Source organism: Streptomyces sp. NPDC001156 (assembly GCF_053598275.1).
The window spans coordinates 14,776-41,365 of record NZ_JBSFJX010000035.1 but is presented as its reverse complement, the minus strand read 5'-3'; the positions used below and the strand labels follow the sequence as shown (position 1 = coordinate 41,365).

The window sequence follows — 26,590 nt, the reverse complement described above, 5'->3', positions numbered from 1 at the left end:
GCCGCGGGCCGGTTCCGGATGCGGCCCTGCCACCATCCGGCGATGCGTGCAATGATGTGCGCGCCAACTGCATACCGGCCGCTTGAATCCGCGCGGGAGAGTCCCGGGTACGCGTACGTCCGCCGTACGTCCGTCCGGGCGCCGAAGGAGCAAGTCCCTCCCTTGAATCTCTCAGGCCCCGATACCGCGCGGGCGAGGCACATCTGGAAAGCGAGCCGCTTCGGACGGCTCCACCCAAGGTGCAAGCCGTGACGACCCGCCGCGGGAGTCATGGCGAACCTCTCAGGTTCCGATGACAGATGGGGAGGAACGACCTCGCCCTCCCCCACGCTCGGCTTCGCTCGCGCCGGGGGACCCCCATCGCCTTGGGAGCACAACCGATGAGCAGCAGCCCCCTGCGCCGCACCGCCCTTGATGCCCGGCATCGTGAGCTCGGCGCGACGATGACCGACTTCGCCGGCTGGGACATGCCCCTGCGGTACGGATCCGAGCGCGACGAGCACATCGCCGTCCGGACGAAGGCGGGCCTCTTCGACCTCTCGCACATGGGCGAGATCACCGTGACCGGGCCCCAGGCCAACCGACTCCTCGACCACGCCCTGGTCGGCAACATCTCCTCCGTCGGCGTCGGCCGGGCCCGCTACACCATGATCTGCCGGGAGGACGGCGGCATCCTCGACGACCTGATCGTGTACCGGCTCGGTGAACAGGAGTACATGGTCGTCGCCAACGCCTCCAACGCCCAGGTGGTGCTGGACGCCCTCGTGGAGCGCGCCGCCGGCTTCGACGCCGAGGTGCGCGACGACCGCGACGCCTACGCGCTGCTCGCCGTCCAGGGCCCCGAGTCGCCCGGCATCCTGAAGTCCCTCACCGACGCCGACCTCGACGGCCTCAAGTACTACGCGGGTCTGCCCGGCACGGTCGCCGGCGTCCCGGCGCTGATCGCGCGCACCGGCTACACCGGCGAGGACGGCTTCGAGCTGTTCGTCGCCCCCGAGCACGCCGAGAAGCTGTGGCAGGCGCTGACCGAGGCGGGCGCGCCCGTCGGCCTCATCCCCTGCGGGCTGTCCTGCCGGGACACGTTGCGCCTGGAGGCGGGCATGCCGCTGTACGGGCACGAGCTGACCACCTCCCTGACCCCCTTCGACGCCGGTCTCGGCCGCGTGGTGAAGTTCGAGAAGGAGGGCGACTTCGTGGGGCGCGCCGCGCTGCTCGGGGCCGCGGAGCGCGCGGAGCAGAACCCGCCGCGGGTCCTCGTCGGGCTGGTCGCCGAGGGCCGTCGCGTCCCGCGCGCCGGGTACGCGGTCGTCTCCGGCGGCGAGGTGATCGGTGAGGTCACCTCCGGCGCGCCCTCCCCCACGCTGGGCAAGCCGATCGCGATCGCCTACGTCGACGCCGCGCACTCCGCACCGGGCACGCCCGGGGTCGGGGTGGACATCCGGGGCAGCCATGAACCGTACGAGGTCGTGGCGCTGCCGTTCTACAAGCGCCAGAAGTAGAGACTGGGCCGGGGGCGGGCGTGGCACCCCACCCGTAGACCCTGGTCACACACGTCTCCAGCAGTCCCCCTTTCACCACCACTCCCCGCGTACAGGAGAATTCAGGCCATGAGCAACCCCCAGCAGCTGCGTTACAGCAAGGAGCACGAGTGGCTGTCGGCCGCCGAGGACGGCGTCTCGACGATCGGCATCACGGAGCATGCCGCCAACGCGCTCGGCGATGTCGTGTTCGTCCAGCTCCCGGAGGTCGGAGACTCGGTGACCGCGGGTGACACCTGCGGTGAGCTGGAGTCGACCAAGTCGGTGAGCGACCTCTACTCGCCGGTCAGCGGCGAGGTGACGGAGGTCAACGAGGACGTGGTGAACGACCCGTCGCTGGTGAACTCCGCCCCCTTCGAGGGCGGCTGGCTGTTCAAGGTGCGCGTCACGGAGGAGCCGGCCGACCTGCTCTCCGCCGATGAGTACGACACCCACATCGCCGGCTGAGGAGTCACCCGCACACATGTCTGTTCTGAACACCCCGCTGCACGAGCTCGACCCGGACGTCGCGGCCGCCGTCGACGCCGAACTGCACCGCCAGCAGTCCACCCTCGAGATGATCGCCTCCGAGAACTTCGCCCCGGTGGCGGTCATGGAGGCGCAGGGCTCGGTCCTCACCAACAAGTACGCCGAGGGCTACCCGGGCCGCCGCTACTACGGCGGCTGTGAGCACGTCGACGTGGTCGAGCAGATCGCCATCGACCGCGTCAAGGAGCTCTTCGGCGCCGAGCACGCCAATGTGCAGCCGCACTCGGGCGCGCAGGCCAACGCGGCCGCGATGTTCGCGCTGCTGCAGCCCGGCGACACGATCATGGGTCTGAACCTCGCGCACGGCGGGCACCTGACCCACGGAATGAAGATCAACTTCTCCGGCAAGCTCTACACCGTGGTCCCCTACCACGTCGGTGCCGACGGTCTCGTCGACATGGACGAGGTGGAGCGGCTGGCCAAGGAGACCCGGCCGAAGCTGATCGTGGCGGGCTGGTCCGCCTACCCGCGTCAACTGGACTTCGCCGCGTTCCGGCGGATCGCGGACGAGGTCGGCGCATACCTCATGGTCGACATGGCGCACTTCGCCGGACTGGTGGCGGCGGGGCTGCACCCGAACCCGGTGCCGCACGCCCATGTGGTCACCACCACGACCCACAAGACGCTGGGCGGTCCGCGCGGTGGCGTGATCCTGTCGACGGCCGAGCTCGCCAAGAAGATCAACTCCGCGGTCTTCCCGGGTCAGCAGGGCGGTCCGCTGGAGCATGTGGTCGCGGCCAAGGCGGTCGCCTTCAAGGTCGCGGCCTCCGAGGACTTCCAGGAGCGGCAGCGGCGCACCCTCGACGGCGCGCGGATCCTCGCCGAGCGCCTGGTCAGGGACGACGTCCGGGAGCACGGTGTCTCCGTTCTGTCCGGCGGCACGGACGTGCATCTCGTCCTGGTCGATCTGCGCGACTCCGAGCTGGACGGGCAGCAGGCCGAGGACCGCCTCCACGAGGTCGGCATCACGGTCAACCGCAACGCGGTCCCGAACGACCCGCGCCCGCCGATGGTCACCTCGGGTCTGCGCATCGGCACGCCCGCCCTGGCGACCCGCGGCTTCACGGCCGAGGACTTCGCCGAGGTCGCTGACGTCATCGCCGAGACGCTGAAGCCGTCCTACGACGCCGAGGCGCTCAAGGCCCGGGTGAAGGCCCTGGCCGAGAAGCACCCGCTGTACCCGGGTCTCACCAAGTAAGTCACTTCGGTCGGGCACCGCGCACACTGGACGTGCCCGGTGCCCGGCCGGCCCCCGCACCACCCCCGTACTGAGGAGACACCGTGGCCATCTCGGTCTTCGACCTGTTCTCGATCGGCATCGGCCCGTCGAGCTCCCACACGGTCGGCCCGATGCGCGCGGCGCGCATGTTCGCCCACCGGCTGCGCAATGAGGACCTCCTGGACTCGGCCGCGTCCATACGCGCGGAGCTGTACGGCTCCCTCGGCGCCACCGGCCACGGCCACGGCACGCCGAAGGCGGTGCTGCTCGGCCTGGAGGGCGCCTCGCCGCGCACCGTGGACGTGGAGACCGCCGACCAGCGGGTGGAGGACATCAAGACCTCCGGCCGGATCCAGCTGCTCGGCGAGCACGAGATCGCGTTCTCCTTCGACGACCTGATCCTGCACCGGCGCGAGACGCTCCCGTACCACGCGAACGGCATGACGCTGTGGGCGTACGACGCCTCGGGGGCCGAGCTGCTGGCGAAGACGTACTACTCGGTGGGCGGCGGCTTCGTCGTCGACGAGGACGCGGTGGGCGCGGACCGCATCAAGCTGGACGACACGGTGCTGAAGTACCCCTTCCGCACCGGCGACGAGCTGCTGCGCCTGGCCAAGGAGACGGGCCTGTCCATCTCCTCGCTGATGCTGGAGAACGAGCGGGCCTGGCGCACGGAGGAGGAGATCCGGTCGGGGCTGCTCGACATCTGGCGGGTCATGCAGGCGTGCGTGTCGCGTGGCTTGTCCCGCGAGGGCATCCTGCCCGGCGGCCTCAGGGTGCGCCGCCGCGCCGCCGTCACCGCGCGCCAGCTGCGCGCCGAGGGCGACCCGGTGTCCCGCGCGATGGAGTGGATCACCCTCTACGCGATGGCGGTGAACGAGGAGAACGCGGCCGGCGGAAGGGTCGTGACCGCCCCGACGAACGGCGCGGCGGGGATCATCCCGGCGGTCCTGCACTACTACATCAACTTCGTGCCGGGCGCCGACGAGGAGGGGGTCGTGCGCTTCCTGCTCGCGGCCGGCGCCATCGGCATGCTCTTCAAGGAGAACGCCTCGATCTCGGGCGCGGAGGTCGGCTGCCAGGGCGAGGTCGGCTCGGCCTGCTCGATGGCGGCGGGCGCGCTGGCGGAGGTGCTGGGCGGCACCCCCGAGCAGGTGGAGAACGCGGCCGAGATCGGCATGGAGCACAACCTCGGCCTGACCTGCGACCCGGTCGGCGGTCTGGTCCAGATCCCGTGCATCGAGCGCAACGGCATGGCGGCGGTCAAGGCCGTCACGGCGGCCCGTATGGCGATGCGCGGCGACGGCACCCACAAGGTCTCCCTGGACAAGGTCATCAAGACCATGAAGGAGACCGGCGCGGACATGAGCGTGAAGTACAAGGAGACGGCGCGCGGCGGGCTGGCGGTCAACATCATCGAGTGCTGAGGGGACGGGCCCTGATTCGGTGACCTCCCGCGCGGCGGCTCGACCGGGCCTCTACGACGCCACTCAGTGGTCCGCCGACGCCCAAGACCGTCCCCATCCGCGAGGAGGACGGGTATCTCGGTGCCGCGGTCGCGGCGTGGCCGCACCGATGCCCGCGCACCGCCCATACGCGCGGGCCATGGAACGCCGCGCTCAGACCACGATCTTGCGCGGGTTGAAGTTGCCGCCCGGGTCGACAGCGCCGAAGAGGCCCGACATGACCGCGACGCCCTGAGGCGAGATGTCCTCCTCCAGCCACGGGGCGTGCTCCAGGCCCACCCCGTGGTGGTGCGAGATGGTGCCGCCGGCATCGACGAACGCCTGCTGGATGGCGCGCTTGACCGTGTCGTACTCGCCGAGAGGGTCGTCACCGAAGACGAAGGCGAAAGTGAAGTAGAGACAGGCGCCAGAGTGGTACGAGTGCGACATATGCGACATCGTCCAGCCCTTGCGGCCGATCTTCTCGTAGGCGCGGTCGGCCGCCTCGTAGACCGCCGCGTGGATGCCGCGCAGCTTCGACCACGGACCGGCGGTCTCGCTCACGTCGCCTGCGGCACCGCGATCGAGCAGGAAGTCGCGGATGTACGGCGTGTCGAACTTCTTCTGGTCGTAGAGCGCACCGGGTCCCTTGCCGACGCCGATGCCGTGATACTTGCGCACCATCCGGTCGACGAGCGACTTCTGCCGCTTCGCGTACGCCTCGCCGCCCTCGAAACCGATGAAGGAGAGGCACATCTCGTCGAGGTCCCAGCCACGCCTCTTGAGATACGCCATGAGGCCGGCCTGTGCCATCTTCTGGATGCCCTTCGACTCCTTGCTCGTCGCCAGGGAGAAGCCCGTCTCATGGGCGTCCGAAACACGGGTGACCGAGGGCGAGACGTCACTCTCGGCGATCTCCTGCATCGCGGCGAGGCCGTGGTCGAGGTTCTTGAAGAAGTAGGCGTAGATGCCACGCCTCTCCGGGAGCCGGTGCACCTGCACCGTGACCTCGGTGATGACGCCGAGCCGCCCCTCCGAGCCCACCACCATCTCCCGCACGCTCGGCCCGGTCGACGCGCTCGGAACGGCACGGATCACGAGGACGCCGCCGGCCCGCACGACACGCAGCCCCTTGACGATGTCCGCGATGTCGCCGTACTTGTCCGACTGCATGCCGGACGAGCGCGTGGCGACCCACCCACCGAGCGTCGAGTGGGTGAACGAGTCGGGGAAGTGCCCCATCGTCCAGCCGTCCCGGTTGAGTTGAGCCTCAAGATCAGGGCCCAGCGCCCCGGCCTGGATGCGCGCCAGCCCGGCGTCGGTGTCGATCTCCAGCACCCGGCCCAGGCGGCCGAGGTCGAGTGAAACGACCACCCGCGACTCGTCCGGGTGCGGCTCGAGGCTGCCCGCGATATTGCTGCCGCCCCCAAAGGGGATGATCACGGCGTCCGCCTCGACAGCCGCCTCGACGACGCTTTGCACCTCCGCCTCATCGGCCGGGTAGACGATCACATCGGGACTGCGCGCGATCTCGCCGGATCGGATGCGGACCAGGTCACGCAGGCTCTTGCCGTACGTGTGGACGACCCGGGACAGGTCGTCGACAACGACGTTCCCGGCTCCGACGATGCCGCTCAGGACCGTGAGGAATTCCTCCGGTGCCGTCGAGGCCGGCACCTTCAACTCGGAGAAGTCGGGCCGTTCGGTGGGCTCGACCTTCCAGAGATCGAGACCGACGGCCTTCTGGACGAACGGCGCGAAACCGGGCTTGTCCTCGTGATGAAAGCCGACGCCTTCCACGCCCCAGCCCCACCACTTCATGTGTCTCACATCACCGGTGCGCATCGCGTCGGTGCGGCTGGTGGGTTCGGTCACGGACGGTCTCCTTCAGGTATGACGACGTGAGGTGGCATGCGCGCCGAGGATGCGGTCGGAGTTCTCCTCGGCCAGAGCGACGATCGCCGAGCGGATGCGTTCGGTGAACTCGCTCACCGACTCTCCGGGAAAGGCGGTGAGCGGTTCGCCGAAGACAACCCCGACCGGCAGGCGGCCCGGTTGGGGCCAATTGGATCCGCGGGGATGCGCCGCATGCGCGCCGATGACCGCGACGGGGAGCACCGGCACCTCGGCCGACGAGGCGAGCGCCGCCGCCCCCGGCTTGAACGCCCCGAGCGATCCGTCGCGCGAGCGGGTGCCCTCGGGAAAGATCAGGAGCGGCACTCCCCGGTTCAGCAACGACTTGGCGCTCACTCTGCGCGCGTTCACTCCGGTGCGGTCGACCGGGAAGGCGTTGAAGAAGAGTGCCGTGAGGCCTCGCCGCCGCCACACGTCGAAGAAATAGTCGGCGGCGGCTCCCACCGCGAGGTAGCGCGCCAGTCGGCGGGGCAGCGCGCCCATGATGAGGGGCGTGTCGAGGTGCGAGGTGTGATTGGCGACGACGACATACGTGTCCTCGACGTTCTCCAGGCGCTCGCGCCCAAGTACCGTGACGCTGGTCACGCTCCAGACGACGGGCTTCAGCAGCCCTCGCTGCGCGACGAAACGCGCCGCTGCGTGCGAGCGTGAGGTGAAACGGTCGCGCATCGTCGCGGGCATCCGCTTCCTTCCGGTGCGGGCTCGCCCGCACTGCTTCTTTCAGTGAGTGGGACTGTCGTTCAGTGAGTGGGACTGTCGTTGCGGCCGGCTGAGATCCGTCGCGAGATCCACCGCACCGTGCGGCGCGGAAGATGACGCGTGAACCAGATGAGCAGCCGGTACCGAAAGCTCGGCATGGAGATCACCCGTCCGCGCCGCACGTCGCGCAGACTCGTCTCCACGAGTCGTTCGGCGTCGAGCCAGAGGAAGTCCGGAATGCTCGACGATCGGATTCCGGCCCTGGCGTGGAATTCCGTGCGGACCCAGCCCGGACAAAGTGCCGTCACGGTGACGCCCGTTCCATGCAGCTCGTTCGCCAGTCCCTCGGTGAGCGAGGTGACGAAGGCCTTGACGGCCGAATAGCTCCCCATCGTGACGAACCCAGCCGTGCTCGACACATTGACGATCGCGCCGTGCCCGCGTTCGCGCATGGACCGCCCAGCGGCGCCGGCGAGCACCAGCACCGCGCGCCCCATGACCTCGATCGCCCGGTCATGCGGAGCGGTGTCGGCCGAGGTGATCGGTGCGTGCACGCCGAAACCGGCGTTGTTCACGAGCATGTCCACCGGACGGGCGGGGTCCTCCAGCCGGGCGGCGACACGCTCGACATCGGCGCGATCGGACAGGTCGGCGGGCAGCACCTCGACGGCACGACCCCGGGATTCCAGCTCGACCGCCGTCCGGCCGAGCCGCTCCCTGTCGCGCGCCACCAGGACAAGGTCCCATCCACGGTCTGCCAGAGCGTGCGCGAACGCTGCTCCGATACCCGACGTGGCACCGGTGACAAGTGCCACTCCCGGACGGCTCAGCATAGTTTCATACGGCATCTGCTCGACATTCGAACTCCCCGCTCGTAGCTATTACATGGGGTGGCGAGCGGGTCACGCTGTCGAGCCCGACACCGCCTTTCCGAACCGCCTGGTTAACAACCCGCTTCTGCGCGCGAACGTGGAGATCCCAGAAAGCTTCCGCGTTCGATGCCCGACGAGCCGACCCAGGTGAATTGCTGCGGTCGTGCAGCAGCCGATGGCTGACTCCTCGCGCATGACACACCCTTCTTTTCTCGGCTCGTCCCCTTAGACCGGGCACGCATCGAACCTGTGACACGAGCTTCCGCACATGCTCATGCGGACTCAGGAATCGGCCTGTGACCACAGACCCTCATCGCGTGCTGTGCCGACGTGGGTTGTCCCGCCGAAAGTGCGCAGTTCTCACCATCCGCCTCCATGCGGAATCAGGCCGCGTGTCACACATGCGCCGGTTACCCGGTCTCACGTGACAGCCCCCGACGGCTTTTCGCACGTTCCGGGGCCTCTGCAGAGTTACCCACCCCGGCTCCGGCCCCAGAAAGTCCGTGCATGAACTCAAACGACGAAGCAACGACCGCGCCGCCCGAGACAGCGGGCTTCGACATGCGTGAGTTCGCCCGTACGGCACACGGCAGCCACCGCGGAACGCTCGACCTCGGGTCGCTCGCCGAAGAGCCGCTCGACGCCGAATCCGTCCGGCTCGTTCGCGCGCTGCGCGACATGGAACGTGCGACGCTGCCCCGCGTGCGCGACCTCCTCGTGACGGCGACACACAAGGACGCCCGGGTCACCGCGTTCCTCACCACGTGGATGTTCGAGAGGTTCTGGATCGCCGACGCCCTCGATGCCGTCCTGGATGCTTCTCCCGCCGCCCGCGACCTCCCTTCGAGCGCCGGCCCGGCACGGTGGGTGCTGGCGGAGCGCCGCGAGCGCCGTGGCCCGATCCGTCGCTCCCTCATCGCCACCGTCACCGGTACGCAGATCGTCGCCGCACACGTGACGACGAGCCTCGTGGACGAATGGATCACGCAGGCGGCCTACCGGCCCCTGGCCGGGGTGTCCCCCGCCGTGGCGGCGATCATCAACCCCGTGGTGGCGATCAAGCAGCGCCACATCCGCTTCCTCGCCGAGGAGTCGCAGCGGCGGCTCGGGCACTCGGTCCGCGCCCAGCGCATCACCCGCCGCGCCCTCCGGCACTCCGCCTGGCCGCTCGGCTCGGTCGATCGCTCCAAGCACGAGCGCACCTTCTTCGAACGCCATGTCTTCGGCGACCAGAGCGGACGGGCCGAGGCGGGCCGTATCCGCGCGATGGTCGCCGCGCTCCCCGGCATCGGTCCCGGTGTCGCATCCACCGTGGAATCGAGGCTCCTTCCGTGATGCCGCACAGCGCGAAGACCGAACTCGGCAGCGCGCACGTCCTGCTCACCGGCGCGACCGGCTTCGTCGGGCAAGCCGTGCTCGAGCGGCTGCTCACCGATCACCCCGCCACCCGCATCTCGCTCCTCGTACGCGGGAAGGGCAGACAGACCGGGCAGGACCGGCTCCGCAGGCTTCTGCGCAAACCCGTGTTTGAGCGCTGGCGGGATGCTGTGGGGGCCGAGGAGGCCGAGCGCATCGCCCGTGAGCGGATCACGGTGCTCGACGGCAGCATGACCGGCATCCCTGAGCTTCCCTCCCACCTCGACGTCGTCATCCACTCGGCGTCGACCGTCTCGTTCGACCCGCCCATCCATGAGGCGTTCGACACGAACGTCAACGGCGCCGTAAGCCTCTACCAGGCCCTGCTCGCCTCCGGATCGGACCCGCACGTCGTCCACGTGTCGACCTGCTACGTCGGGGGACTCCGTCGCGGTGTGGTGCCCGAGGCCAAGCTCGAGCACGACGTCGACTGGCGCACCGAGTGGACCTCGGCGACACAGGCCCACGAACGCACCGAGCTCACCTCGCGGGAACCGGCGCAGCTCGAGCGGTTCATGTCCCGCGCCCGCGGCAACCACGGCAAGGAGGGCCCGATCGCGGCGGCCCGCGCGAGCGAGAACGCGCGGCGCGAGTGGGTGCGTTCCCACCTCGTCGACGCCGGCCGGCGGCGCGCCCAGAGCCTGGGGTGGACCGACGTCTACACACTGACGAAGGCGCTCGCGGAACGTGCCGCGGAAGACCTCTGGGGCGAGGCCGGGCACCGGCTTTCGGTGGTTCGGCCCTCGATCATCGAGAGCGCCCTCCAGCATCCGTTCCCCGGCTGGATCGACGGCTTCAAGGTCGCCGATCCGCTGATCTTCGCCTACGGCCGCGGCCAGCTGCCGGACTTCCCGGGGCTGCCCGACTCGATCCTCGATGTCATCCCCGTCGACTTCGTCGTCAACGCCATCCTCGCCGCGGCGGCCAACCCGGCCCCTGTCGACGAACCGACGTACTTCCACATCGCCTCGGGCGCGTCGAATCCGCTGCCTTTCCACCGCATGTACGAGAACGTACGCGACTACTACACGCAGCACCCGCTGCCCAAGGAGGACGGTTTCGTCAAGGTACCGACCTGGAAGTTCGCGGGCGAGCGCAAGTTCAACCGACGGCTTCTGCTGGCGAAGAAGAAGGCCGACCTGTGGGACGCCGGTCTGCGGCTGATGCCGAACGACGAGCGCAAGCGTGCTCTCGCGGCCGAGAACGCCAAGCTGCGCGCCGGCATCGCCACCCTCAGCAACTTCACCGACCTCTACCGCGCGTATGTGCGGACCGAGATCATCTTCGACGACCGCAACGCCCGCGCACTGAACAACGCTCTTCCGGCCGAGGCGCGCGAGGACCGTGGCTTCGATGTGGAGCGGATCGACTGGGAGGAGTACCTGCAGAAGGTGCACCTCCCCGCGATGAGCGAGCTGACAGCGGCCCACCGTCGCCGGAAGGCCACCACCGCCCGGCCGGCGAACCGCCCGAAACCCGAGCTGCCGCAGCGTACCGACGTGCTCGCCGTCTTCGACCTCGAACGGACCGTCGTCGACTCGAACATCGTCGAGCAGTACCTCTGGGTGCGTACCTCAGGCTTCCGCAAGGCGGCCTGGCCGAAGGAGGTCGCGGACCTGCTCGCCTCGCTGCCCGGCTACCTCCGCGCCGAGAAGCGCGACCGAGGCGAGTTCATCCGTGCGTTCCTGCGCCGCTACCACGGCATGCCCGTCGCCCGTCTCGAGGAGGTCGTACGGCGCGGCTACGCCGACACGATGCTGCGGCACACGAGCGCGGACGCCCTGGGGCGCATCCGCGAGCACCGGGCGGCGGGACACCGCACCATCCTGGTCACCGGCTCCATCGGCCTGCTCGCCGCTCCGCTCGCAGGCCTGTTCGACGAGGTCGTCGGGAGCTCCATGCACGTGAAGGACGATGTGCTCACCGGCTACCTCGCGAAGCCGCCGCTCGTCGACGAGGCGAGGGCCGCGTGGCTTCGGCGGTACGCCGAGGAGGGCGGCTACGACCTCGCGGCCTCCTACGGCTACGGCGACAGCCACTCCGACCTGCCGTGGCTCTCGCTGCTGGGCAAGCCCTCGGCGATCAACCCCGACGCCGAACTGGCGCGCGAGTCGCACCAGAGGAACTGGGACATCCACCGCTGGAAGAGAGGCGGTTCGGGTGTACGCAGCGAGGTCATCGCTGCACGGGTGACGACTGCGGCGCGCACCGACGAGAAGAGTGACTGATGGCTTTCGACATAGACAAGTACACGAAGAACTCCACCGGGGTGCAGTGGGCCGACCTCGACTTCGACGAGTTCGAGCGCAACCCGCTGCCCGTGGGGACGCTGCGCACGCTGCGCTACATGTGCGACATCGAATACCACACGGTCTGCTACATGCGTGATCTGCTGACGACCCCGTCTCACAACGAGCCCGCGGTGGGTGCTTTCATGACGATGTGGAACCGCGAGGAGTTCTGGCACGGCGAAGCGCTCGCGGCCGTGCTCGAGCGCCACGGCGTCCGAATCGACTTCGACGAGCTCAAGGCGACCCGTCTGAAGCTCGGTTGGAGGGACCGCCTGGGAACGGTGAAGCAGACGGCGATGAGCCGGCTCATCGGACATGACTTCGTCGCCGTGCACATGGCGTGGGGTGCGGCGAACGAGTGGTCGGCGACCGCGGCGTACCACCGGCTTGCCGCGCTGGAGAGCCACCCGGTGCTGGTACCGCTGCTGAAGCGGATCGCACAGCAGGAGACGAAGCACGTCGCGTTCTACGCGTCGCAGGCGCGTGAACGGCTCGCGGCGAGCAAGAAGGCCCGTGTGTTCGCCCGGTTCGCGCTCGAGAAAGCCTGGGGCCCGGTCGGCTCGGGCGTCATGTCCGAAAGCGAGGTCACGCACGTCATGACCCACCTCTTCGCAGGCCCCGAGGGCCGCAGACTCATCCGCGACATCGACTCGCACATCGCGAAGCTGCCGGGCATGGAAGGGCTGCGCATAGTAGAGGACTCCATGGACAAGCGCGGCATCGCTTGCTGATGCAGCTGCGCGTCCGCACGATCGACATCCGGCCGCGCCGGCTCCCACACCCATGACTCCGGGGTGGTCGCAGGTCGCCGCGACCCCCGAGGCCGATGTTCCCCCCGGGGCTACCGCACGGTAATCCACTCTCCCTAGGCTGCCATCAACTCGGCGCCTTCGAAGGGGAGTTGACACGTGCGGACGACAAGACGGCTGGCGGTGCTGCTGGGTGCCGCCGCGATGCTGATGACAGCAGGGGGCACCGCCCAGGCGGCCGCGCCCAAGTTCTCCGACGCGACCACCATCGGAACGCACAACGCCTACGACAAGGCCAAGTACACCTACTTCGCGCAGGCCCTCGACTCCGGTGCCTCGCTGCTCGAACTCGACGTCTACACCGACAGCATCACCAAGCGCTGGCGGGTCAGCCACAGCAATCCGTTCGGCAACGACAACAACTGCGAGGCGGCGAAGACGCCGGGCGAGCTGTACAGCAAGAGCCGCAACCAGGACCTCGGCGGCTGCCTCGACAACATCGCCGCCTGGCATCAACTGCACCCCGACCACCGGCCGATCGTCTTCAAGGTGGAGATGAAGAACGGCTTCAACAACAACGGCGGCCTCGGACCCGACGAGTTCGACGCACTGGTGTCCGCCAAGCTCGGCGGCATCGTCTACAAGCCGTCCGACCTGCTGGGCTCCACGTACTCGACGCTCGACGCGGCCGCGAGGGCGAACGCCTGGCCCTCCCGGGACGACCTCAAGGGCAAGGTCCTCTTCGAACTCATCCCCGGCACGGTCGAGATGAACAACCCGTTCGACCACTACTGGACGGACCGGGAGTACGGCGACTACCTGCGCGACCTGTACGCCGCGGGGAACATCTCGAAGGCCCAGGCCTTCCCCGCCGTGCTCGGCGCCGCCTCGGGTGATCCGCGCACCAGCCGCTACGACACGTCCATCCGCCCGTGGTTCGTGTTCTTCGACGGGGATGCCTCGACGTACGTCAACAACGGCTACGACACGTCCTGGTACGACACCAGCCACTATTTCCTGATCATGACGGACGCGGCGAACGTGTCCCCCGCGATCTCGTCCACGAACCCCACGGACGCCGAAGTGGCGGCACGGCTCGGGCTGCTGGCGTCCGACCACGCCAGCGTGATCACCTCCGACTGGGCCGCCGCCTCGCCCTCCGTCCTTGGTTCGGTGGCCGATCGGGGCTGACCTTCGTGCTTTTGGGGCATATCACCCGTGCCAGGCGAAACAGGCAACCATCCCTGTACCCCCACCAGCACACTCAGGGAGCCCCCATGCTGCGAGGCGTCGACGTCAGCGCATACCAGTCATCCGCATACGACACGAGCGGCCTCTCCTTCGTCTTCATCAAGGCGACGGAGGGGCGTTCGTACGTGAACCCGAAACTCACCGCCCAGACCAAGACCGCGCGGGACGCCGGTTGCGTCGTCGGCTTCTACCACTTCCTGTGGCCGGGCAACCTCACGGCCCAAGCGGAGTACTTCGTCGGCAAGACCCCGGAGAAGGCCGGCGACCTGCTGGCCGTCGACTGGGAGACGACCGGCGACGGCACGCACGCGAGCAACGCCGAGAAGGACCTGTTCATCCGCAAGGTCAAACAGCTCCGGCCGGACAACCGGGTCGTCCTGTACACGAACCGGAACTTCTGGCTGACCGTCGACACCACGTCGTACGCGGGCGACGGCCTGTGGATCGCCGACTACGTCACCGCGGGCAAGCCGCGCATCCAGGCGGCATGGCGTTTCCACCAGTACTCCTCCGACCCCATCGACAAGGACGTCGCCAACTTCACCACCAAGACGGCGCTGCGGGAGTGGGCCGGGAGCGCCTGAGCGCACGTGTCGCGGGGCCGGTGCGGCGCGTGCGGCTGCCGGACGGGCCGCACCGGTCCCCCGAGGCGGTCCGGACCTAGCCGCGGAACTCCGGCGTGCGTTCGGGGGCCGCCTCCGCCAGTGCCTTGGTGACCCCGTCGGTCCCGGCCCGCAGGCCGTAGACCGGGGTGCCCGGCTGCTGACGCCAGGAGTCGTCGATACCGCCGGCGTCGACCGTGTCGAAGCCGAGTTCGTCGATGAGGTCCCGCACCCGGCGCTTGGCCGCCGCGTCGTCGCCCGCGACCGGGAGCGCCATGCGGTCGGGGTCGCCGGCGGGGCGGGGGCCATCCAGGATGTCCTGGGCGTAGGTACCGTTGAAGGCCTTGACGACGGGATGGCCGATCTGCTGTTCGGTCCAGCGGCTCTCGGTGACGCCCTCGTCCTCGATGCCCGGGATCCGTCCGTCCCGCTCCCGGGGGTAGTAATTGCCGGTGTCGATCACGGCGACGCCCTCCGCCGCCCCGTCCAGCACTCCGGACGGCAGGTGCGGGACCGCCTTCACCGGGACCGTGATCACGACGACCTCGGCGCCGCGGGCGGCCTCCTCGACCGGGACGGGGGTCGCGCCCGTCTCCTCGGCGAGCGCGGTGAGCGTGTGCGGACCGCGGGAGTTGGCGACGAAGACCTCATGGCCGAGGGCGGTGAGCCGCCGGGTGAGATTGCCGCCGATGTTTCCCGCGCCGATGATGCCGATCTTCATGACTGGCCTCGCCCTTCCGGGGGTCGTGTGCTCGCACGGTGTGTGCGGGCAGCACCAACCCCCGGGCCGGACGGCCTATTCCGGATATACGCCGAACGGCTGACGGCGGCACGCCGAGCGGGCGCCCATTCCCCGCCGGGCGGGCGCCCCCTCGGCTCCTGCTCACTTGCTCAGGTACGTCCAGAACTCGTCGAACGACAGCACCTTGTCACCGTTGAGGTCACGGGTCTTGATGATGCTCTCGGCCACCGTGTCGGTGACGTTCCAGTCGCCGCCCTGGGCCAGGGCGGACTTGAACTCGGCGGCGGTGATGAACCCGTCACCGTCCGCATCGATCCGCTCGAACTGCATGCGTGCTTCCTCGATGTCCGCCACCGATCCGCCCCTTCTTGGTGCATTGGCCGTCGTACGGCCGTCCTACTGACGGAGGTCAGATTAGCCGCCCGCCCGGGCCCTCAGTGCCGCGACCACCCAGGCGAACTCCTCCCTGTGCGGCGGTGCCGGCTGCCCTTTCACGACGGACAGCAGTTCGCGGTAGCGTGCGGCCCGCTCGTCGAAGGCCGTCTCCATACGCTCGAGCACGGCGGTCCGGTCGGCGTTCCCCAGCAGCTCGCGCAGCACCGCGTCGGCCTCGGGCGCCTCGGGCGCCACCCCGCGCTCGCGCGCCGGCCCCACCAAGTCGACGAGACGCCTCGCGAACCACATCGACGCCCCGGCGGGCACGTCGGGCCCCCGGTCGGCCGCGTTGAACTCGGCCGCCTTGCGCATCCGGGCCCGGAACCCGGGGTCCTGCATCATCTCGGCCAGCTCGACCCAGGCGTCGACCTGCTCGGGCGTCGGGTCCTCCGGCAGGTCCGCTGCGGTGTTCCGCATCCGCTCCCGGATCTCCGGGTCGACGGTGTCGAGCCCGTGGAGCATCTCCTCCACGAACTCCTCCATGATCCGTTTCCGCTCGGCCGCCGACAGCCGTGCCAGTTTGTTCATCAGGGTCATCTCCTCCGTACTCGAGCCACGTCGCGCCACGGTCGACAGCACCGCCCGGGTCACCCTGAGGGCGCGGATCTGCGCGTCCAGGGCCGCCACATGCGTCGCCGCCACCTCGGCGACGGTCGTCTCGCCGCCCAGCACCCGGCGGACGTCGTCCAGACCGAGGCCCAGTTCGCGCAGGGTGCGGATCAGTTCGAGGCGGGCCACGGACGCCGCGTCGTACAGGCGGTAGCCCCCCCGGGACCGGGCCAACGGGGGCAGGGCGCCCTCGTCCGACCAGTAGCGGATGGTGCGGACGGTCAGTCCGGTGGCCCGGGCCAGTTCGCCGATGGTGAACAGGCCGGTGCCGTTTTCGATCATGTCTGCGAGTCTGGGCCTTCCAGTGGGTGGAGACTCAAGCCGGAGGGACGGACCCATGTCCGAGAGTCTGCGGGACATTCTGGAGGCGGCGGCACGGGGCGTCTTCCCTCCAGCGGACGGCGCCACCAGCGTCGTACGCCAGCCCTCCCCCCGGGACGCGGGGGTCATCGCCTTCACCGCGCACTCCGTCGTGTTCACGGACGAGGATCCGCAGTGGGTGCGCGAGACGCTGAAGCGCACGGACTGCGACGCGCTGGCCGCCACGATGAACGCACGGTTCCTGGCGGCCTTCATGGAACGGACGGAACGCCGGAGCGACACGATCGACGTGCTCATGGTCGGCTCCCCACTGCCCGGCGAGCCGCCGCTCACGCTGAAGAAGATCGACGATCCCGCCCATCCTCGGGTCGTCAGTTCCCTCAGACGGCGGGACGAGGTGCGGGTGTGGTCCACGCCGGGCGGTGTCCTCGTGCTGGGACGCGGGGTCGCGGGGCGCCTGGAGGCCGCCGTCGAGGTGGACGCGGACGTACGGCACCAGGGACTGGGGCGGGCGCTCGTCTCGGCGGCGCGGCAGCTGGGCGGGGGCGAACCGGTGTGGGCCCAGGTCTCGGCGGGGAACGCCCGCAGTCTGCGGGCGTTCCAGGCGGCTGGTTACCGTCCGGTGGCGTCGGAGGCATTGCTCGTCGCGTGAAGCGGGACTCGCCGTTGCCAGGGTGGTCCGGAGCCGCCGTCACGGCCGTGTGCGCCTCATCGGTAGACACCCGTGTGCCCCAGCGAATAGCGGCCGGGCTGCGGGTAGACCGCGAGGCCGTGCGGGCCGCTGCCCACCTTGATCCGGGCGAGCTGCCGGCCGGTGCGGGTGTCGATCGCGTAGACCTCGGAGTTGTAGCGGCCGGAGAGCCACAGCACCGTGCCGTCCGTCGAGACGCCGCCCATGTCCGGGCTGCCGCCGCCGGGCAGACGCCACTTCTTGGTCAGGCGGTTCGTCGTGAAGTCGAAGACGGAGACGGTGCCCTCGCCCCGGTTGGAGATGTACATCTCGCGGGAGTCGCGGCTGACGTACAGGCCGTGTGCGCCCTTGCCGGTGTACAGGAAGGTCGGCTTGCCGAAGGTGTCGCCGTCGAGGATCCACATTCCGTCGGCCACCATGTCGGCGACGTAGAACGTCCTGCCGTCCGGCGCGACCTTGACGTCCTGCGGCATGGAACCGCGGACCGGCAGCTTCTGCCGGTCGAGCACCTCCATCTTCTCGGTGTCGACCTTGAGCAGTTCGCCGCTGAACTCGCAGGAGACGATGAAGTAGCGGCCGTCGAGCGAGAAGTCGGCGTGGTTGACGCCGGCGCAGTCCACGGGCACGGACTTCGCCACCTTCATGGTGTGCGCGTCACGGAAGACCAGCCGGCGGTCCCTGGATGCCATGACCACCGCGTACTTGCCGTTCGGCGTGAAGTACAGGTTGTACGGATCGTGCACGTCGACCGGCTTGCCGGCGTGACCGGTCCTCGGGTCGATGGGGGTGAGGGAGTTGCCCAGGTCGTTGTTGACCCACAGCGTCTTCAGGTCCCAGGACGGCACGACGTGCTGCGGCTGGCGGCCGACCCGGAGCGTGTCGATGACCTTGTAGGTGCCGGGGTCGATGACGGACACGGTGTTGGAGTTGGTGTTGGGGACGTAGATGCGAGACGGGAAGCCCTTGACCACCGGGGACAGCTGGTTCGGGCGGTCGGCCGCGTAGACGTCCTTCGGGTCGAGCACGGGCGGCATGCCCGGCAGGGTCTGGACAGTCATCTGCCGCTGTGCGGTCCTGCCCGGGCTCTTGGACGGGAGGCCCTTGTCCTTGTGGGCGGATCCGCTGCTGCATCCGGCGAGCACGGCGAGGGCGGCGCCGGCGATCAGTACACGCGTGACGGTCGTGGAGGGCATCAGCTCAGCAGCTCCGTGGTGGTCACCGCGGTGAGGCCGCGGCGTTCGAGTTCTTTCAGCAGGGCGGGAAAAGCGGTGACCGTGTCCGCGTACCCGAAATGCAGGCTCACCACGGACCCGTTGCGCACCTCGCCGACCACCTTGCGGGTGATGGCGGAGGCGCCCGGCGAGGTGTAGTCGAGCGAGTCGACGTCGTACGACAGGACGTGCGGATAGCCGGAGAGACGGGCCAGGCGTTCGACGAGCGGGGTGGCACGCGGGGCGCGGGAGGGCCGGAACCAGGTGCCGATGGATCCGGTCAGCCGCCGCAGCCGCTGCGCGCACCCCTGGATCTCGGCGTACGCGTCCGTCTCGGACATGGTGTTGATGCCGAGGTGGCGCAGGGTGTGGTTGCCGAGGTCGTGACCGCCGGCGAGGATGCGGCGGGCGGCCTCGGGATGCTGGTCGAGCCAGGTGCCGACCGCGAGCACGGTGATCTTCGCGCCCGCCTTCTCCGCCGTGTCCAGGATGGACCTGGCGAAACGGGGATCGCCCTGGCCGTGGAAGGTGAGGGCGACCCGGGGGCGGTCCCGCGGGCCGTGGTCGATCTGGCCGGGCTGCTGCGCATAGGCGCGGGGCTCGGGTGCTGGGGTCGGAGAGCGCGGGGCGGCGGAGGCGGGAGACTCGACGGGCCGGTGGAGGATGTGGCCACCGGGGGAACAGGCTGTGGCGAACGTACCTGCGGCGAGCCCCGCGCCCGCGCGCAGTGCCGACCGGCGGCCGGGCACCGTGCGCGCGGTGCCCGTCTCACGGTCCGGTGGGGTAGGAGGGACGGGCGTAGTCACTCTCCCCATTTAAGGACAAGGTGACGGGAAATCGGGCGATTTGACCCAAGGAAGGTCGGGCGGGTCGCAGGGGGTCCTGACCGTCCGTCGGTCGTGGCGTCCGGAGCGGTACGCGGACGGGTACCGCGGGCGCCGCCGGGCCGGGCGCGCGGGCGCCGCCGGGCGCGCGGGCGCCGCCGGGCGGGCGCGCGGCCGCCGTCAGCGGTCGGCGACCCGCATCTCGAACCAGGTCGTCTTCCCGCGCGGCAGCAGGTCGACGCCCCACCGGTCGGCGAGCTTGTCCACGAGGAAGAGTCCGCGGCCGCTCACGTCCAGTTCCTGAACCGGTATCAGACAGGGCAGGCCGCGGGAGGGATCGCGGACCTCGATACGGATCCACCCCCGGCGCCGGCGCATCCGTAACCCGAAGGAGCGCGCCCCGGTGTGCCGAACGGCGTTGCCCACGAGCTCGGAGACGAGCAGGACCGCGTCCTCGGTCATCCTCGGGGTCAGCCCCCAGTGACGCAGGATCACGACCTGGGCGAGCCGGCGAGCGGTGGCCGCGGATTCGGGCCGGGACGGCAGCGATACCTCCGCCTCCGTGGGATTGCCGCACAACTCCAGTGCCTTGAGCGCCCGTTCGTCCTCGACCGCAGGCGACCAGCGCGCCGCGGTCGCACTTGCGTGCCGCCGCGGCTGTTCGATGCCCTCCAGCCCCGCCATGCATCCATGATGGCGACCCAAGGGGCTGTTCGGAGGCGTTACGGCGCAACACGACCCCTGCAAGCACACTTTCCACACCATTCGGTCGGCATATGCCAGGCGCAACAGTGGGCCGAGCGCACCCCCACTGACCTGCGGGAACAGGCCAGTGGGGGGCAATCGCCAAGTGTCTTCAGGTTGACAGCCTTAAGGTTGCCTTAAGGCTGCGATAAACCGCTCCATCGAGGGACACCGGGTGAGACGTCGCGTCAACTGCAAGAGGGTCAGGGCGACTTTCTGAACATTTCTCACGTCTACTTGTGAAGTCGGCTGCCGGGCACGGTCGGTGACGGATCGCTCAGACGAACTTCGCCTTGCCCGGCCCCTCTTCCACGAAGCTGCGCATGCCGCGCTCACGGTCCTCGGTGGCGAACAAGCCCGCGAACCAGGTCCGTTCCACTGCGAGGCCCGTTTCGATGTCCGTCTCCAGACCCGTGTCGACGGCCTCCTTGGCGGCGCGCAGGGCGATCGCCGGGCCCTGAGCGAGTCTGGCGGCCCAGGCGTGCGCCTCGGTGTACACCTCCCCGGCCGGCACCACCCGGTCGACCAGACCCAGCGTCAGCGCCTCGTCCGCCTTCACCATCCGGCCCGTGAAGATCAGGTCCTTGGCCTTGGACGGGCCGATGAGCCGCGCAAGGCGCTGAGTGCCGCCCGCACCGGGGATCAGGCCGAGCAGGATCTCCGGCTGCCCCAGCTTCGCGTTCTCGGCCGCGATGCGGTAGTCGGCGCACAGCGCCAGCTCGCAGCCTCCACCCAGGGCGTAGCCCGTGACGGCGGCGACAACCGGCTTGGGGATACGGGCGATGGCGGTGAAGGCTTCCTGCAGAGCGCGGGAGCGCAGGACCATCGCGGCGTGGTCCATGCCCTGCATCTCCTTGATGTCCGCGCCCGCCGCGAACACCTTCTCCCCACCGTGGATGACCACGGCGCGCACGTCCTCGCGGCGCGTGACCTCTTCGGCGAGTTCCCTGAGCCGGTCCTGGGTGGCGACGTCCAGCGCGTTCATGGGCGGGCGGTCCAGACGGAGGGTGCCCACGCCCTCGGCGACTTCCAGATGCACAGTCATGCAGGAAGGTTAACGGGCACTAACGACCCCGGGCCCGGTGTGCTCGCTCACAGCGGCACACCGGGCCCGGGGTCACCGGATCGGGCCTACTTGATCCACTCGCTCCAGGGCATGTTCCAGCCGTTGAGCCCGTTGTCCGGGGAGACCGTCCTGTCGTTGGAGTGCTGCACGACCACGACGTCACCGATCATCGAGTTGTTGTAGAACCAGGCGGCCGGCACCGACTTGTCGTAGCCGCCGCGCACATCGCGCAGACCGACGCAGCCGTGGCTCGCGTTGTAGTTGCCGAAGGCCCCGCCGCCCCAGTAGTTGCCATGGATGAAGGTGCCGGAGTCGGTCAGGCGCTGGGCGTGCGGTACGTCCTTGATGTCGTACTCGCCGCCGTAGCCGACGGTCTCGCCGTTCATCCGGGTCACGACCAACCGCTCGCTGATGACCATCTGGCCGTTCCAGGTGTCGTAGCCCGGCTTGCCGGTGGTCACGGAGAGGGTCTTGAAGACCTTGCCGTCGCGCTTGACGACCATCTTCTGGGTCTTGGCGTCGACGGTGGAGACCTGGCTGCGGCCGATGGTGAAGTGCATGGTCTTGGCCTGCTTGCCGTAGACACCGGGCCGGCCCTCGACGCCGTCGAGGTTGAGGCTGACGGTGACCTTGGTGCCGGCCTTCCAGTACTTCTCGGGCCGGAAGTCGAGCCGGTCGTTGCCGAACCAGTGGCCGCGGACGTCGACGGCCGGCTCGGTCTTGATGGAGATGGCCTTCTCCACGTCGTCCGGGTGGGTGATGCCCCGGGTGAACCGGATCGAGAACGGCATCCCGACACCGACCGTGGAACCGTCCTCGGGGGTGAAGTTGCCGATGAAGGTGTTCTGCGGAGTCAGCGTGGTGAAGGAGGACTCCTCGGCGGAGGTCAGCCCCGCGGAGTCCTTGGCCACCGCGTGCACCTTGTACGTGGTGGCCGCTGCGAGGTGCGTGGAGGGCGTCCAGGTCGCACCCCCGCCGGATATCGCCCCGGTGACCTCGTGGCCCTTGGAGTCCTCGACCTTGACCTCGGTCAGCTTGCCCTTGGCCGCCGTCACCTTCAGGGCACCGCTCGTGTCCACGGCCTTGGCCCCGTCCTTCGGGGCTATGGTGACCACGGCCTGCGACTGCTTGCTCGCGGCCTTGGCCGACTCATGCCCCTTGCCGTCGGCGGTGGTCGCCCCCGAGTGCCCGCCCCCGCCGCACGCGGTGGCGGTGACCAGAAGGGCGCCGAATATCAGCGCCGACAGTCCTTTCCGTCCCGTACGCATCCGCGTACCAACCGACGCCCCCGATATCGGTCGCCCGTTCACGTTCTTTCTCCCCTCGCACGGCCTGTTGAGGCCCGCACCCCGCCACTTTTCCCCGCCCCGGAACCGGCCGAGCCGGTGCCGCAACACCGATCGTGCTCGGCCCTCGGGGCTCTCTGCTCACTTGGCCTTCCGGCACCGGCGCGTCCTTGCGGCTACAGCTCGCGACACCCGCGTGCACTGCGCAAATTAATCACACCCCCTGCCCCGATGACTCCCCGCGATTGTCACTGTTCAGTCCCAAATCAGCGGCGTGCTCAGGCGCATTGGGACCATCAGGTGCACACCCCCCGCGCGCCCCCGGCCCGGCTACCGGACCGCGCTGCCCGACGTCCACTCGCTCCAGGTCATGTTCCATCCGCCCAGCCCGTTGTCGGGAGCGACCTTCTTGTCATCGCTGTGCACGACTTCGATGACGTCACCGACGAGACTGCGGTCGAAGAACCAGCGCGCGGGGGTCTCGGCGCCGCCGCCCTTGACGTCCTTCAGACCAACGCAGCCGTGGCTGACGTTGATGTGCCCGGGGGCGTTCGGGGCCCAGTAGTTGCCGTGCACGAAGGTGCCGGACTCGGTCAGGCGCAAGGCGTGCGGGACGTCGGGGATGTCGTACTCGCCGCCGAAGCCGACCGTGCGGCCGTCCATGCGCGTGACCTCGAGCATCTCCATGACCACCATCTTTCCGTTGTACGTGGTGCTCTCGGGGGCACCCGCGGTGATCGGCACGGTGGCCACCAGCACGCCGCCGCGGCGGACCTGCATGGTGTGCGCCGCCGCGTCGACGAGCGAGACCTGGCTGCGGCCGACGGTGAAGTGGACGTCCTTGTACTGCCGTCCGTACACGCCGGGCGCGCCCTCGACGTCGCGCAGCCGCAGGGCGACCGTGACCCGGGTGCCGGGGGTCCAGTACGTCGCGGGCCGGAAGTCGACGCGGTCCTCGCCGAACCAGTGCGGGCGGATCTCGACAGGGGGTCTTGAGCTCACCCGGATCGCGCGCTCGACGACGGCGCGGTTCTCGATCTTCCGGTCGAACTGCACGGAAACGATCATTCCGGTCCCCACGACGGCTCGGTTCTCCGGCATCAGGTACCCGATGAAGCGCTGGTCGGGGACGAAGGTGGTGAAGGTGGCGTGGCGGGCGGCACGATGGCCGCCGCCGTCGTCGGCCACCGCGTCGACCGTGTACTTGGCGGCGAGGGTGAGTCGGAGGTCGTCCGGCTCCCAAACGCGGCCGTCACCGGAGAGATGGCCGGGCACGGGTGTGTCCTGACCGTCCAGGGACCTGACGACGGTCACCGACTCCAGGCGGCCGCTCGGCACCCGGACCCGCAGCCTCCGGCCGGCACCAACGTCCTTGCTGCCGTTGTCGGGAGAGACGCGGATGACCTCGTCGGGAGCATGCGCCTTGCCGAGCAGGTCGTCGAACCCGTGCGAAGTGCAGCCCGTCAGCACAGCAGCCCAGATCAGTGCCGCGGCCAGTGCGGCCCCTGCGCGCCGCGCGCGCGTCTGTACGTGCATCACGACGATCCCAACGACCCAGCCCCTGCTGGGGAAACGTGAGTGCGAGCCACGCTCTGGGCAGAACAGTGGGGAGGACGACGTGATGGGGAGCCGCGCCCGTGAGCCGCAGGGGCGTGCCGGAACCGAGAGGCCGAGCGTGCGAACGCCCATGGGGCTGAGCACGGCCGGCCTCCCGGCACCGGCTCCGGCGCCCCGGAGGCGAGCAAGCCAGGAAGAGGGCGGGGCACCGTGCGCCCTCTTTCCGTGTCGCCCCACCGAGCCGCGGGGAGGCTGAGAGGTGTCCAGCGCAGCCGAGCAGGAGGCAGTGCAGGGGGAGCGGGCGGACGACGAACGGTCCGCGCGCCCGGCCGCCGTGCTCGACGGCAGTCGGCAGAAGGTGCCGGCCGTGCCGTTGTGGCCGGGCGCGCCCACCCCTCTCGGGGCGCGCTTCCGCGCGGGCCCGGACGGGGTCGTGGGCACCAACTTCGCGCTGTGGGCGGGCGGTGCCGAGGCGGTGGAACTGTGCCTGTTCGACGGCCGGGGCGCCGACAGCCGGGAGACCCGGGTGCGGCTCACCGAGCTGACGCACGAGATCTGGCACGGTTTCGTGCCCGGAGTGATGCCCGGGCAGCGGTACGGCTACCGGGTGCACGGACGCTGGGACCCGTGGACCGGAGCGCGCTGGAACCCGGCGAAACTGCTCCTCGACCCGTACGCGCGCGCGGTGGACGGCGACTTCGGCCTGCCGCCGGAGGTGTACGGCCATGTGCGGGACTGGCCGCAGCAGAACGTCGCGGACACCGTGCGCGACGAACGGGACTCGGCGCCGTACGTCCCCAAGGGCGTGGTCGTGCACGATGACGACGACTGGGCGGACGACCGGCGTCCGAAGACCCCGTGGGCGGATTCGGTCATCTACGAGCTGCACGTCCGCGGTTTCACCCGGCTGCACCCTGACATCCCCGAGGAGCTGCGGGGCACCTACGCCGGTCTGGCTCACCCGGCGGCCGTCGACCATCTGGTGAAGCTGGGCGTGACGGCTGTGGAGCTGCTGCCTGTGCACCAGTTCGCGCACGAGGACCATCTGCTCAGAAGGGGCCTGAAGAACTACTGGGGCTACAACTCGATCGGCTACTTCGCCCCGCACGCGGCGTACGCGGCCTCCGGCACAACAGGCCAGCAGGTCGGCGAGTTCAAGCGGATGGTGCGGGCGCTGCACTCGGCCAGCATCGAGGTCATCCTCGACGTGGTCTACAACCACACGGCGGAGGCGGGCGAACTGGGCCCGATGCTGTCCCTGAAGGGCATCGACAACCGCGGCTACTACCGGCTGCAGTCCGACGCCCGCCGGTACGCGGACTACACCGGCTGCGGCAACACGCTGCACGTGGTGCAGCCGCACGTCCTGCGGCTGATCACGGACTCCCTGCGCTACTGGGTGACGGAGATGGGCGTGGACGGCTTCCGCTTCGACCTGGCGGCGGCGCTGGCGCGGTCGATGCACGACGTCGACATGCTGTCCCCGTTCCTGGCGGTGATCGCCCAGGACCCGGTGCTGCGCCGGGTGAAGCTGATCGCGGAACCGTGGGACGTGGGCTCGGGCGGCTACCAGGTCGGGGCCTTCCCACCGCTGTGGACGGAGTGGAACGACCGCTACCGCAACGCCGTGCGGGACTTCTGGCGCGGTGCGCTGCCGGACGTACGGGACCTCGGGTACCGCCTGTCGGGGTCGAGCGACCTGTACGCGTGGGGCGGCCGGCGGCCCTACGCGTCGGTCAACTTCGTCACGGCACACGACGGTTTCACACTGCGCGACCTGGTGTCGTACGAGCGCAAGCACAACGAGGCCAACGGCGAGGGCAACCGGGACGGCTCCGACAACAACCGCTCGTGGAACTGCGGCACCGAGGGCGAGACGGACGACGAGCGCGTACGGGCCCTCAGACGGCGGCAGTTGCGCAACCTGCTGACCACGCTGCTGCTGTCGACAGGGGTGCCGATGCTGGTGGCGGGCGACGAGATGGGCCGCACCCAGCGCGGGAACAACAACGCCTACTGCCAGGACAACGAGATCGGCTGGGTGGACTGGAGCCTGAAGGAGGAGCCCGGCTGGCGCGCGCTGTTCGACCTCACCTCACGGCTGATCGAGCTGCGCCACCGTCATCCCGTGCTGCGCCGCCGGGCGTTCTTCTCCGGGCGGGCCCATTCGGCGGACGGGCTCAGGGACCTGGCGTGGTTCACGGAACGCGGGGCCGAGATGACGGAACGCGACTGGTATGCGCCCGCGGCGACGCTGGGCATGTATCTCTCCGGCCGTGACATTCCGGGCCGCGACGCGCGGGGCGCGCCCGTGGTGGACGACAGCTTCCTCGCCGTCCTGCACGCCGGGGACCGCCAGGCGAGTTTCGTGCTGCCCGGTCCGCCGTGGGCACGGCGGTACGAACTGGTGGTGGACACCTCCCGCGAGGAGCAGACGCAGGCGCCGGGGACGGTGCACCGGGCGGGCGCCACGGTGACGGTGCCGGCGCGGGCGGTCCTGCTGCTCCGGGTGGTGGACTGAGCCGAGGGGGACGCATGTGCAGGAGTACCGGCCGGCTGGCGGCCACGGCCTTACGGCCC

Annotated in this window: 22 protein-coding genes, 1 pseudogene and 2 riboswitches; of the genes and pseudogenes, 11 read left to right on the top strand and 12 right to left on the bottom strand. The window is 69.6% G+C overall.

The annotated features are described in order from the left end of the window. Positions 1-83: 83 nt before the first annotated feature. Positions 84-197: riboswitch (glycine riboswitch) on the top strand. Next, positions 198-309, top strand: a riboswitch (glycine riboswitch). A 71-nt stretch (positions 310-380) separates the two neighbouring features. The 4 genes from gcvT (at position 381) to ACWDA7_RS19015 (ending at position 4,712) form a co-directional block, all read left to right on the top strand. Next, a complete protein-coding gene (gene gcvT, locus ACWDA7_RS19030; protein ID WP_450605417.1) occupies positions 381-1,499 on the top strand; it encodes a glycine cleavage system aminomethyltransferase GcvT in 1,119 nt (372 codons plus the stop codon). Between the two features lie 108 nt (positions 1,500-1,607). Then, on the top strand, positions 1,608-1,985 hold the full coding sequence (gene gcvH / locus ACWDA7_RS19025; RefSeq protein ID WP_359395051.1) for a glycine cleavage system protein GcvH: 378 nt from the start codon (positions 1,608-1,610) through the stop codon (positions 1,983-1,985). A 16-nt stretch (positions 1,986-2,001) separates the two neighbouring features. Further along, positions 2,002-3,264: a serine hydroxymethyltransferase gene (gene glyA / locus ACWDA7_RS19020; RefSeq protein ID WP_450605416.1), complete on the top strand. Its 1,263-nt coding sequence runs from the start codon at positions 2,002-2,004 to the stop codon at positions 3,262-3,264. 83 nt (positions 3,265-3,347) lie between these two features. Continuing rightward, positions 3,348-4,712, top strand: coding sequence for an L-serine ammonia-lyase (locus ACWDA7_RS19015; protein ID WP_450605415.1), 1,365 nt, complete (start codon positions 3,348-3,350; stop codon positions 4,710-4,712). Positions 4,713-4,904: 192 nt separating this feature from the next. On the opposite strand, the gene ACWDA7_RS19010 is transcribed toward ACWDA7_RS19015, so the two are convergent. Genes ACWDA7_RS19010 through ACWDA7_RS19000 form a run of 3 tightly spaced genes read right to left on the bottom strand, consistent with a single transcriptional unit; the run spans position 4,905 to position 8,176 of the window. Continuing rightward, positions 4,905-6,605, bottom strand: coding sequence for an FAD-binding oxidoreductase (locus ACWDA7_RS19010; protein WP_450605414.1), 1,701 nt, complete (start codon positions 6,603-6,605; stop codon positions 4,905-4,907). 12 nt (positions 6,606-6,617) lie between these two features. Then, positions 6,618-7,325: a lysophospholipid acyltransferase family protein gene (locus tag ACWDA7_RS19005; RefSeq protein ID WP_450605413.1), complete on the bottom strand. Its 708-nt coding sequence runs from the start codon at positions 7,323-7,325 to the stop codon at positions 6,618-6,620. Positions 7,326-7,384: 59 nt separating this feature from the next. Further along, on the bottom strand, positions 7,385-8,176 hold the full coding sequence (locus ACWDA7_RS19000) for an SDR family NAD(P)-dependent oxidoreductase (protein ID WP_450605439.1): 792 nt from the start codon (positions 8,174-8,176) through the stop codon (positions 7,385-7,387). A gap of 546 nt (positions 8,177-8,722) precedes the next feature. On the opposite strand from ACWDA7_RS19000, the gene ACWDA7_RS18995 reads away from it, so the two are divergent. The 5 genes from ACWDA7_RS18995 (at position 8,723) to ACWDA7_RS18975 (ending at position 14,506) form a co-directional block, all read left to right on the top strand. Continuing rightward, positions 8,723-9,550, top strand: a complete 828-nt coding sequence (locus ACWDA7_RS18995) for a hypothetical protein (RefSeq protein ID WP_450605412.1) — start codon at positions 8,723-8,725, stop codon at positions 9,548-9,550. Further along, a complete protein-coding gene (locus ACWDA7_RS18990; RefSeq protein ID WP_450605438.1) occupies positions 9,550-11,859 on the top strand; it encodes an HAD-IB family phosphatase in 2,310 nt (769 codons plus the stop codon). Before ACWDA7_RS18995 ends, ACWDA7_RS18990 begins: the two co-directional genes overlap by 1 nt. Next, entirely contained in the window at positions 11,859-12,653 is a 795-nt protein-coding gene (locus tag ACWDA7_RS18985; protein WP_450605411.1) for a ferritin-like domain-containing protein, read from the top strand. Before ACWDA7_RS18990 ends, ACWDA7_RS18985 begins: the two co-directional genes overlap by 1 nt. 177 nt (positions 12,654-12,830) lie before the next feature. Beyond that, complete coding sequence (locus ACWDA7_RS18980; protein WP_450605410.1) at positions 12,831-13,862, top strand: phosphatidylinositol-specific phospholipase C domain-containing protein; 1,032 nt, start codon at positions 12,831-12,833, stop codon at positions 13,860-13,862. Between the two features lie 86 nt (positions 13,863-13,948). After that, positions 13,949-14,506 carry a glycoside hydrolase family 25 protein gene (locus ACWDA7_RS18975; RefSeq protein WP_450605409.1) on the top strand — a complete coding sequence of 186 codons (558 nt, stop codon included), beginning with the start codon at positions 13,949-13,951 and terminating at the stop codon, positions 14,504-14,506. 76 nt (positions 14,507-14,582) lie between these two features. Here the strand turns inward: ACWDA7_RS18975 and ACWDA7_RS18970 are convergent. The 3 genes and pseudogenes from ACWDA7_RS18970 to ACWDA7_RS18960 form a co-directional block, all read right to left on the bottom strand. Beyond that, a pseudogene (locus tag ACWDA7_RS18970) lies at positions 14,583-15,263 on the bottom strand (NADPH-dependent F420 reductase); the annotation flags it as partial. Between the two features lie 144 nt (positions 15,264-15,407). Further along, positions 15,408-15,620 (bottom strand): EF-hand domain-containing protein, encoded by a 213-nt coding sequence (locus ACWDA7_RS18965; protein ID WP_360997828.1) that lies wholly within the window; start codon positions 15,618-15,620, stop codon positions 15,408-15,410. A gap of 60 nt (positions 15,621-15,680) precedes the next feature. After that, positions 15,681-16,592, bottom strand: coding sequence for a helix-turn-helix domain-containing protein (locus tag ACWDA7_RS18960; RefSeq protein WP_450605408.1), 912 nt, complete (start codon positions 16,590-16,592; stop codon positions 15,681-15,683). Positions 16,593-16,647: 55 nt separating this feature from the next. Between ACWDA7_RS18960 and ACWDA7_RS18955 the strand changes: the two genes are divergently transcribed. Then, positions 16,648-17,283, top strand: coding sequence for a GNAT family N-acetyltransferase (locus tag ACWDA7_RS18955; RefSeq protein ID WP_450605407.1), 636 nt, complete (start codon positions 16,648-16,650; stop codon positions 17,281-17,283). A gap of 56 nt (positions 17,284-17,339) precedes the next feature. On the opposite strand, the gene ACWDA7_RS18950 is transcribed toward ACWDA7_RS18955, so the two are convergent. The 6 genes from ACWDA7_RS18950 to ACWDA7_RS18925 all read right to left on the bottom strand — a co-directional run bounded on the left by ACWDA7_RS18950 (position 17,340) and on the right by ACWDA7_RS18925 (position 23,989). Continuing rightward, positions 17,340-18,515 carry a YVTN family beta-propeller repeat protein gene (locus tag ACWDA7_RS18950; RefSeq protein WP_450605406.1) on the bottom strand — a complete coding sequence of 392 codons (1,176 nt, stop codon included), beginning with the start codon at positions 18,513-18,515 and terminating at the stop codon, positions 17,340-17,342. Beyond that, positions 18,515-19,348, bottom strand: a complete 834-nt coding sequence (locus ACWDA7_RS18945) for a polysaccharide deacetylase family protein (RefSeq protein ID WP_450605405.1) — start codon at positions 19,346-19,348, stop codon at positions 18,515-18,517. Before ACWDA7_RS18945 ends, ACWDA7_RS18950 begins: the two co-directional genes overlap by 1 nt. Positions 19,349-19,537: 189 nt before the next feature. Continuing rightward, the gene (locus tag ACWDA7_RS18940; RefSeq protein ID WP_450605404.1) at positions 19,538-20,041 is read right to left on the bottom strand and encodes an ATP-binding protein; all 504 of its coding nucleotides are present in this window, start codon (positions 20,039-20,041) and stop codon (positions 19,538-19,540) included. A gap of 337 nt (positions 20,042-20,378) precedes the next feature. Next, positions 20,379-21,146, bottom strand: coding sequence for an enoyl-CoA hydratase/isomerase family protein (locus tag ACWDA7_RS18935; protein ID WP_450605403.1), 768 nt, complete (start codon positions 21,144-21,146; stop codon positions 20,379-20,381). Between the two features lie 86 nt (positions 21,147-21,232). Beyond that, positions 21,233-22,435: a L,D-transpeptidase gene (locus ACWDA7_RS18930; RefSeq protein ID WP_450605402.1), complete on the bottom strand. Its 1,203-nt coding sequence runs from the start codon at positions 22,433-22,435 to the stop codon at positions 21,233-21,235. A gap of 348 nt (positions 22,436-22,783) precedes the next feature. After that, positions 22,784-23,989, bottom strand: coding sequence for an Ig-like domain-containing protein (locus tag ACWDA7_RS18925; protein ID WP_450605401.1), 1,206 nt, complete (start codon positions 23,987-23,989; stop codon positions 22,784-22,786). A 280-nt stretch (positions 23,990-24,269) separates the two neighbouring features. On the opposite strand from ACWDA7_RS18925, the gene glgX reads away from it, so the two are divergent. Continuing rightward, positions 24,270-26,531, top strand: coding sequence for a glycogen debranching protein GlgX (gene glgX, locus ACWDA7_RS18920; protein ID WP_450605400.1), 2,262 nt, complete (start codon positions 24,270-24,272; stop codon positions 26,529-26,531). Positions 26,532-26,590 lie beyond the last annotated feature (59 nt).

Bases quoted from the DNA above. Each gene is read 5' to 3' on its own strand.
- ACWDA7_RS19005 (WP_450605413.1), bottom strand. From the start codon at position 7,325: ATGCCCGCGACGATGCGCGACCGTTTCACCTCACGCTCGCACGCAGCG.
- gcvH (WP_359395051.1), top strand. From the start codon at position 1,608: ATGAGCAACCCCCAGCAGCTGCGTTACAGCAAGGAGCACGAGTGGCTG.
- ACWDA7_RS18955 (WP_450605407.1), top strand. From the start codon at position 16,648: ATGTCCGAGAGTCTGCGGGACATTCTGGAGGCGGCGGCACGGGGCGTC.
- ACWDA7_RS18945 (WP_450605405.1), bottom strand. From the start codon at position 19,348: ATGGGGAGAGTGACTACGCCCGTCCCTCCTACCCCACCGGACCGTGAG.
- ACWDA7_RS18985 (WP_450605411.1), top strand. From the start codon at position 11,859: ATGGCTTTCGACATAGACAAGTACACGAAGAACTCCACCGGGGTGCAG.
- gcvT (WP_450605417.1), top strand. From the start codon at position 381: ATGAGCAGCAGCCCCCTGCGCCGCACCGCCCTTGATGCCCGGCATCGT.
- ACWDA7_RS18975 (WP_450605409.1), top strand. From the start codon at position 13,949: ATGCTGCGAGGCGTCGACGTCAGCGCATACCAGTCATCCGCATACGAC.
- glyA (WP_450605416.1), top strand. From the start codon at position 2,002: ATGTCTGTTCTGAACACCCCGCTGCACGAGCTCGACCCGGACGTCGCG.
- ACWDA7_RS18960 (WP_450605408.1), bottom strand. From the start codon at position 16,592: ATGATCGAAAACGGCACCGGCCTGTTCACCATCGGCGAACTGGCCCGG.
- ACWDA7_RS18940 (WP_450605404.1), bottom strand. From the start codon at position 20,041: ATGGCGGGGCTGGAGGGCATCGAACAGCCGCGGCGGCACGCAAGTGCG.
- ACWDA7_RS18995 (WP_450605412.1), top strand. From the start codon at position 8,723: ATGAACTCAAACGACGAAGCAACGACCGCGCCGCCCGAGACAGCGGGC.
- ACWDA7_RS18925 (WP_450605401.1), bottom strand. From the start codon at position 23,989: ATGCACGTACAGACGCGCGCGCGGCGCGCAGGGGCCGCACTGGCCGCG.
- ACWDA7_RS18950 (WP_450605406.1), bottom strand. From the start codon at position 18,515: ATGCCCTCCACGACCGTCACGCGTGTACTGATCGCCGGCGCCGCCCTC.
- ACWDA7_RS18930 (WP_450605402.1), bottom strand. From the start codon at position 22,435: ATGCGTACGGGACGGAAAGGACTGTCGGCGCTGATATTCGGCGCCCTT.
- ACWDA7_RS18990 (WP_450605438.1), top strand. From the start codon at position 9,550: ATGCCGCACAGCGCGAAGACCGAACTCGGCAGCGCGCACGTCCTGCTC.
- ACWDA7_RS18935 (WP_450605403.1), bottom strand. From the start codon at position 21,146: ATGACTGTGCATCTGGAAGTCGCCGAGGGCGTGGGCACCCTCCGTCTG.
- ACWDA7_RS19000 (WP_450605439.1), bottom strand. From the start codon at position 8,176: ATGCTGAGCCGTCCGGGAGTGGCACTTGTCACCGGTGCCACGTCGGGT.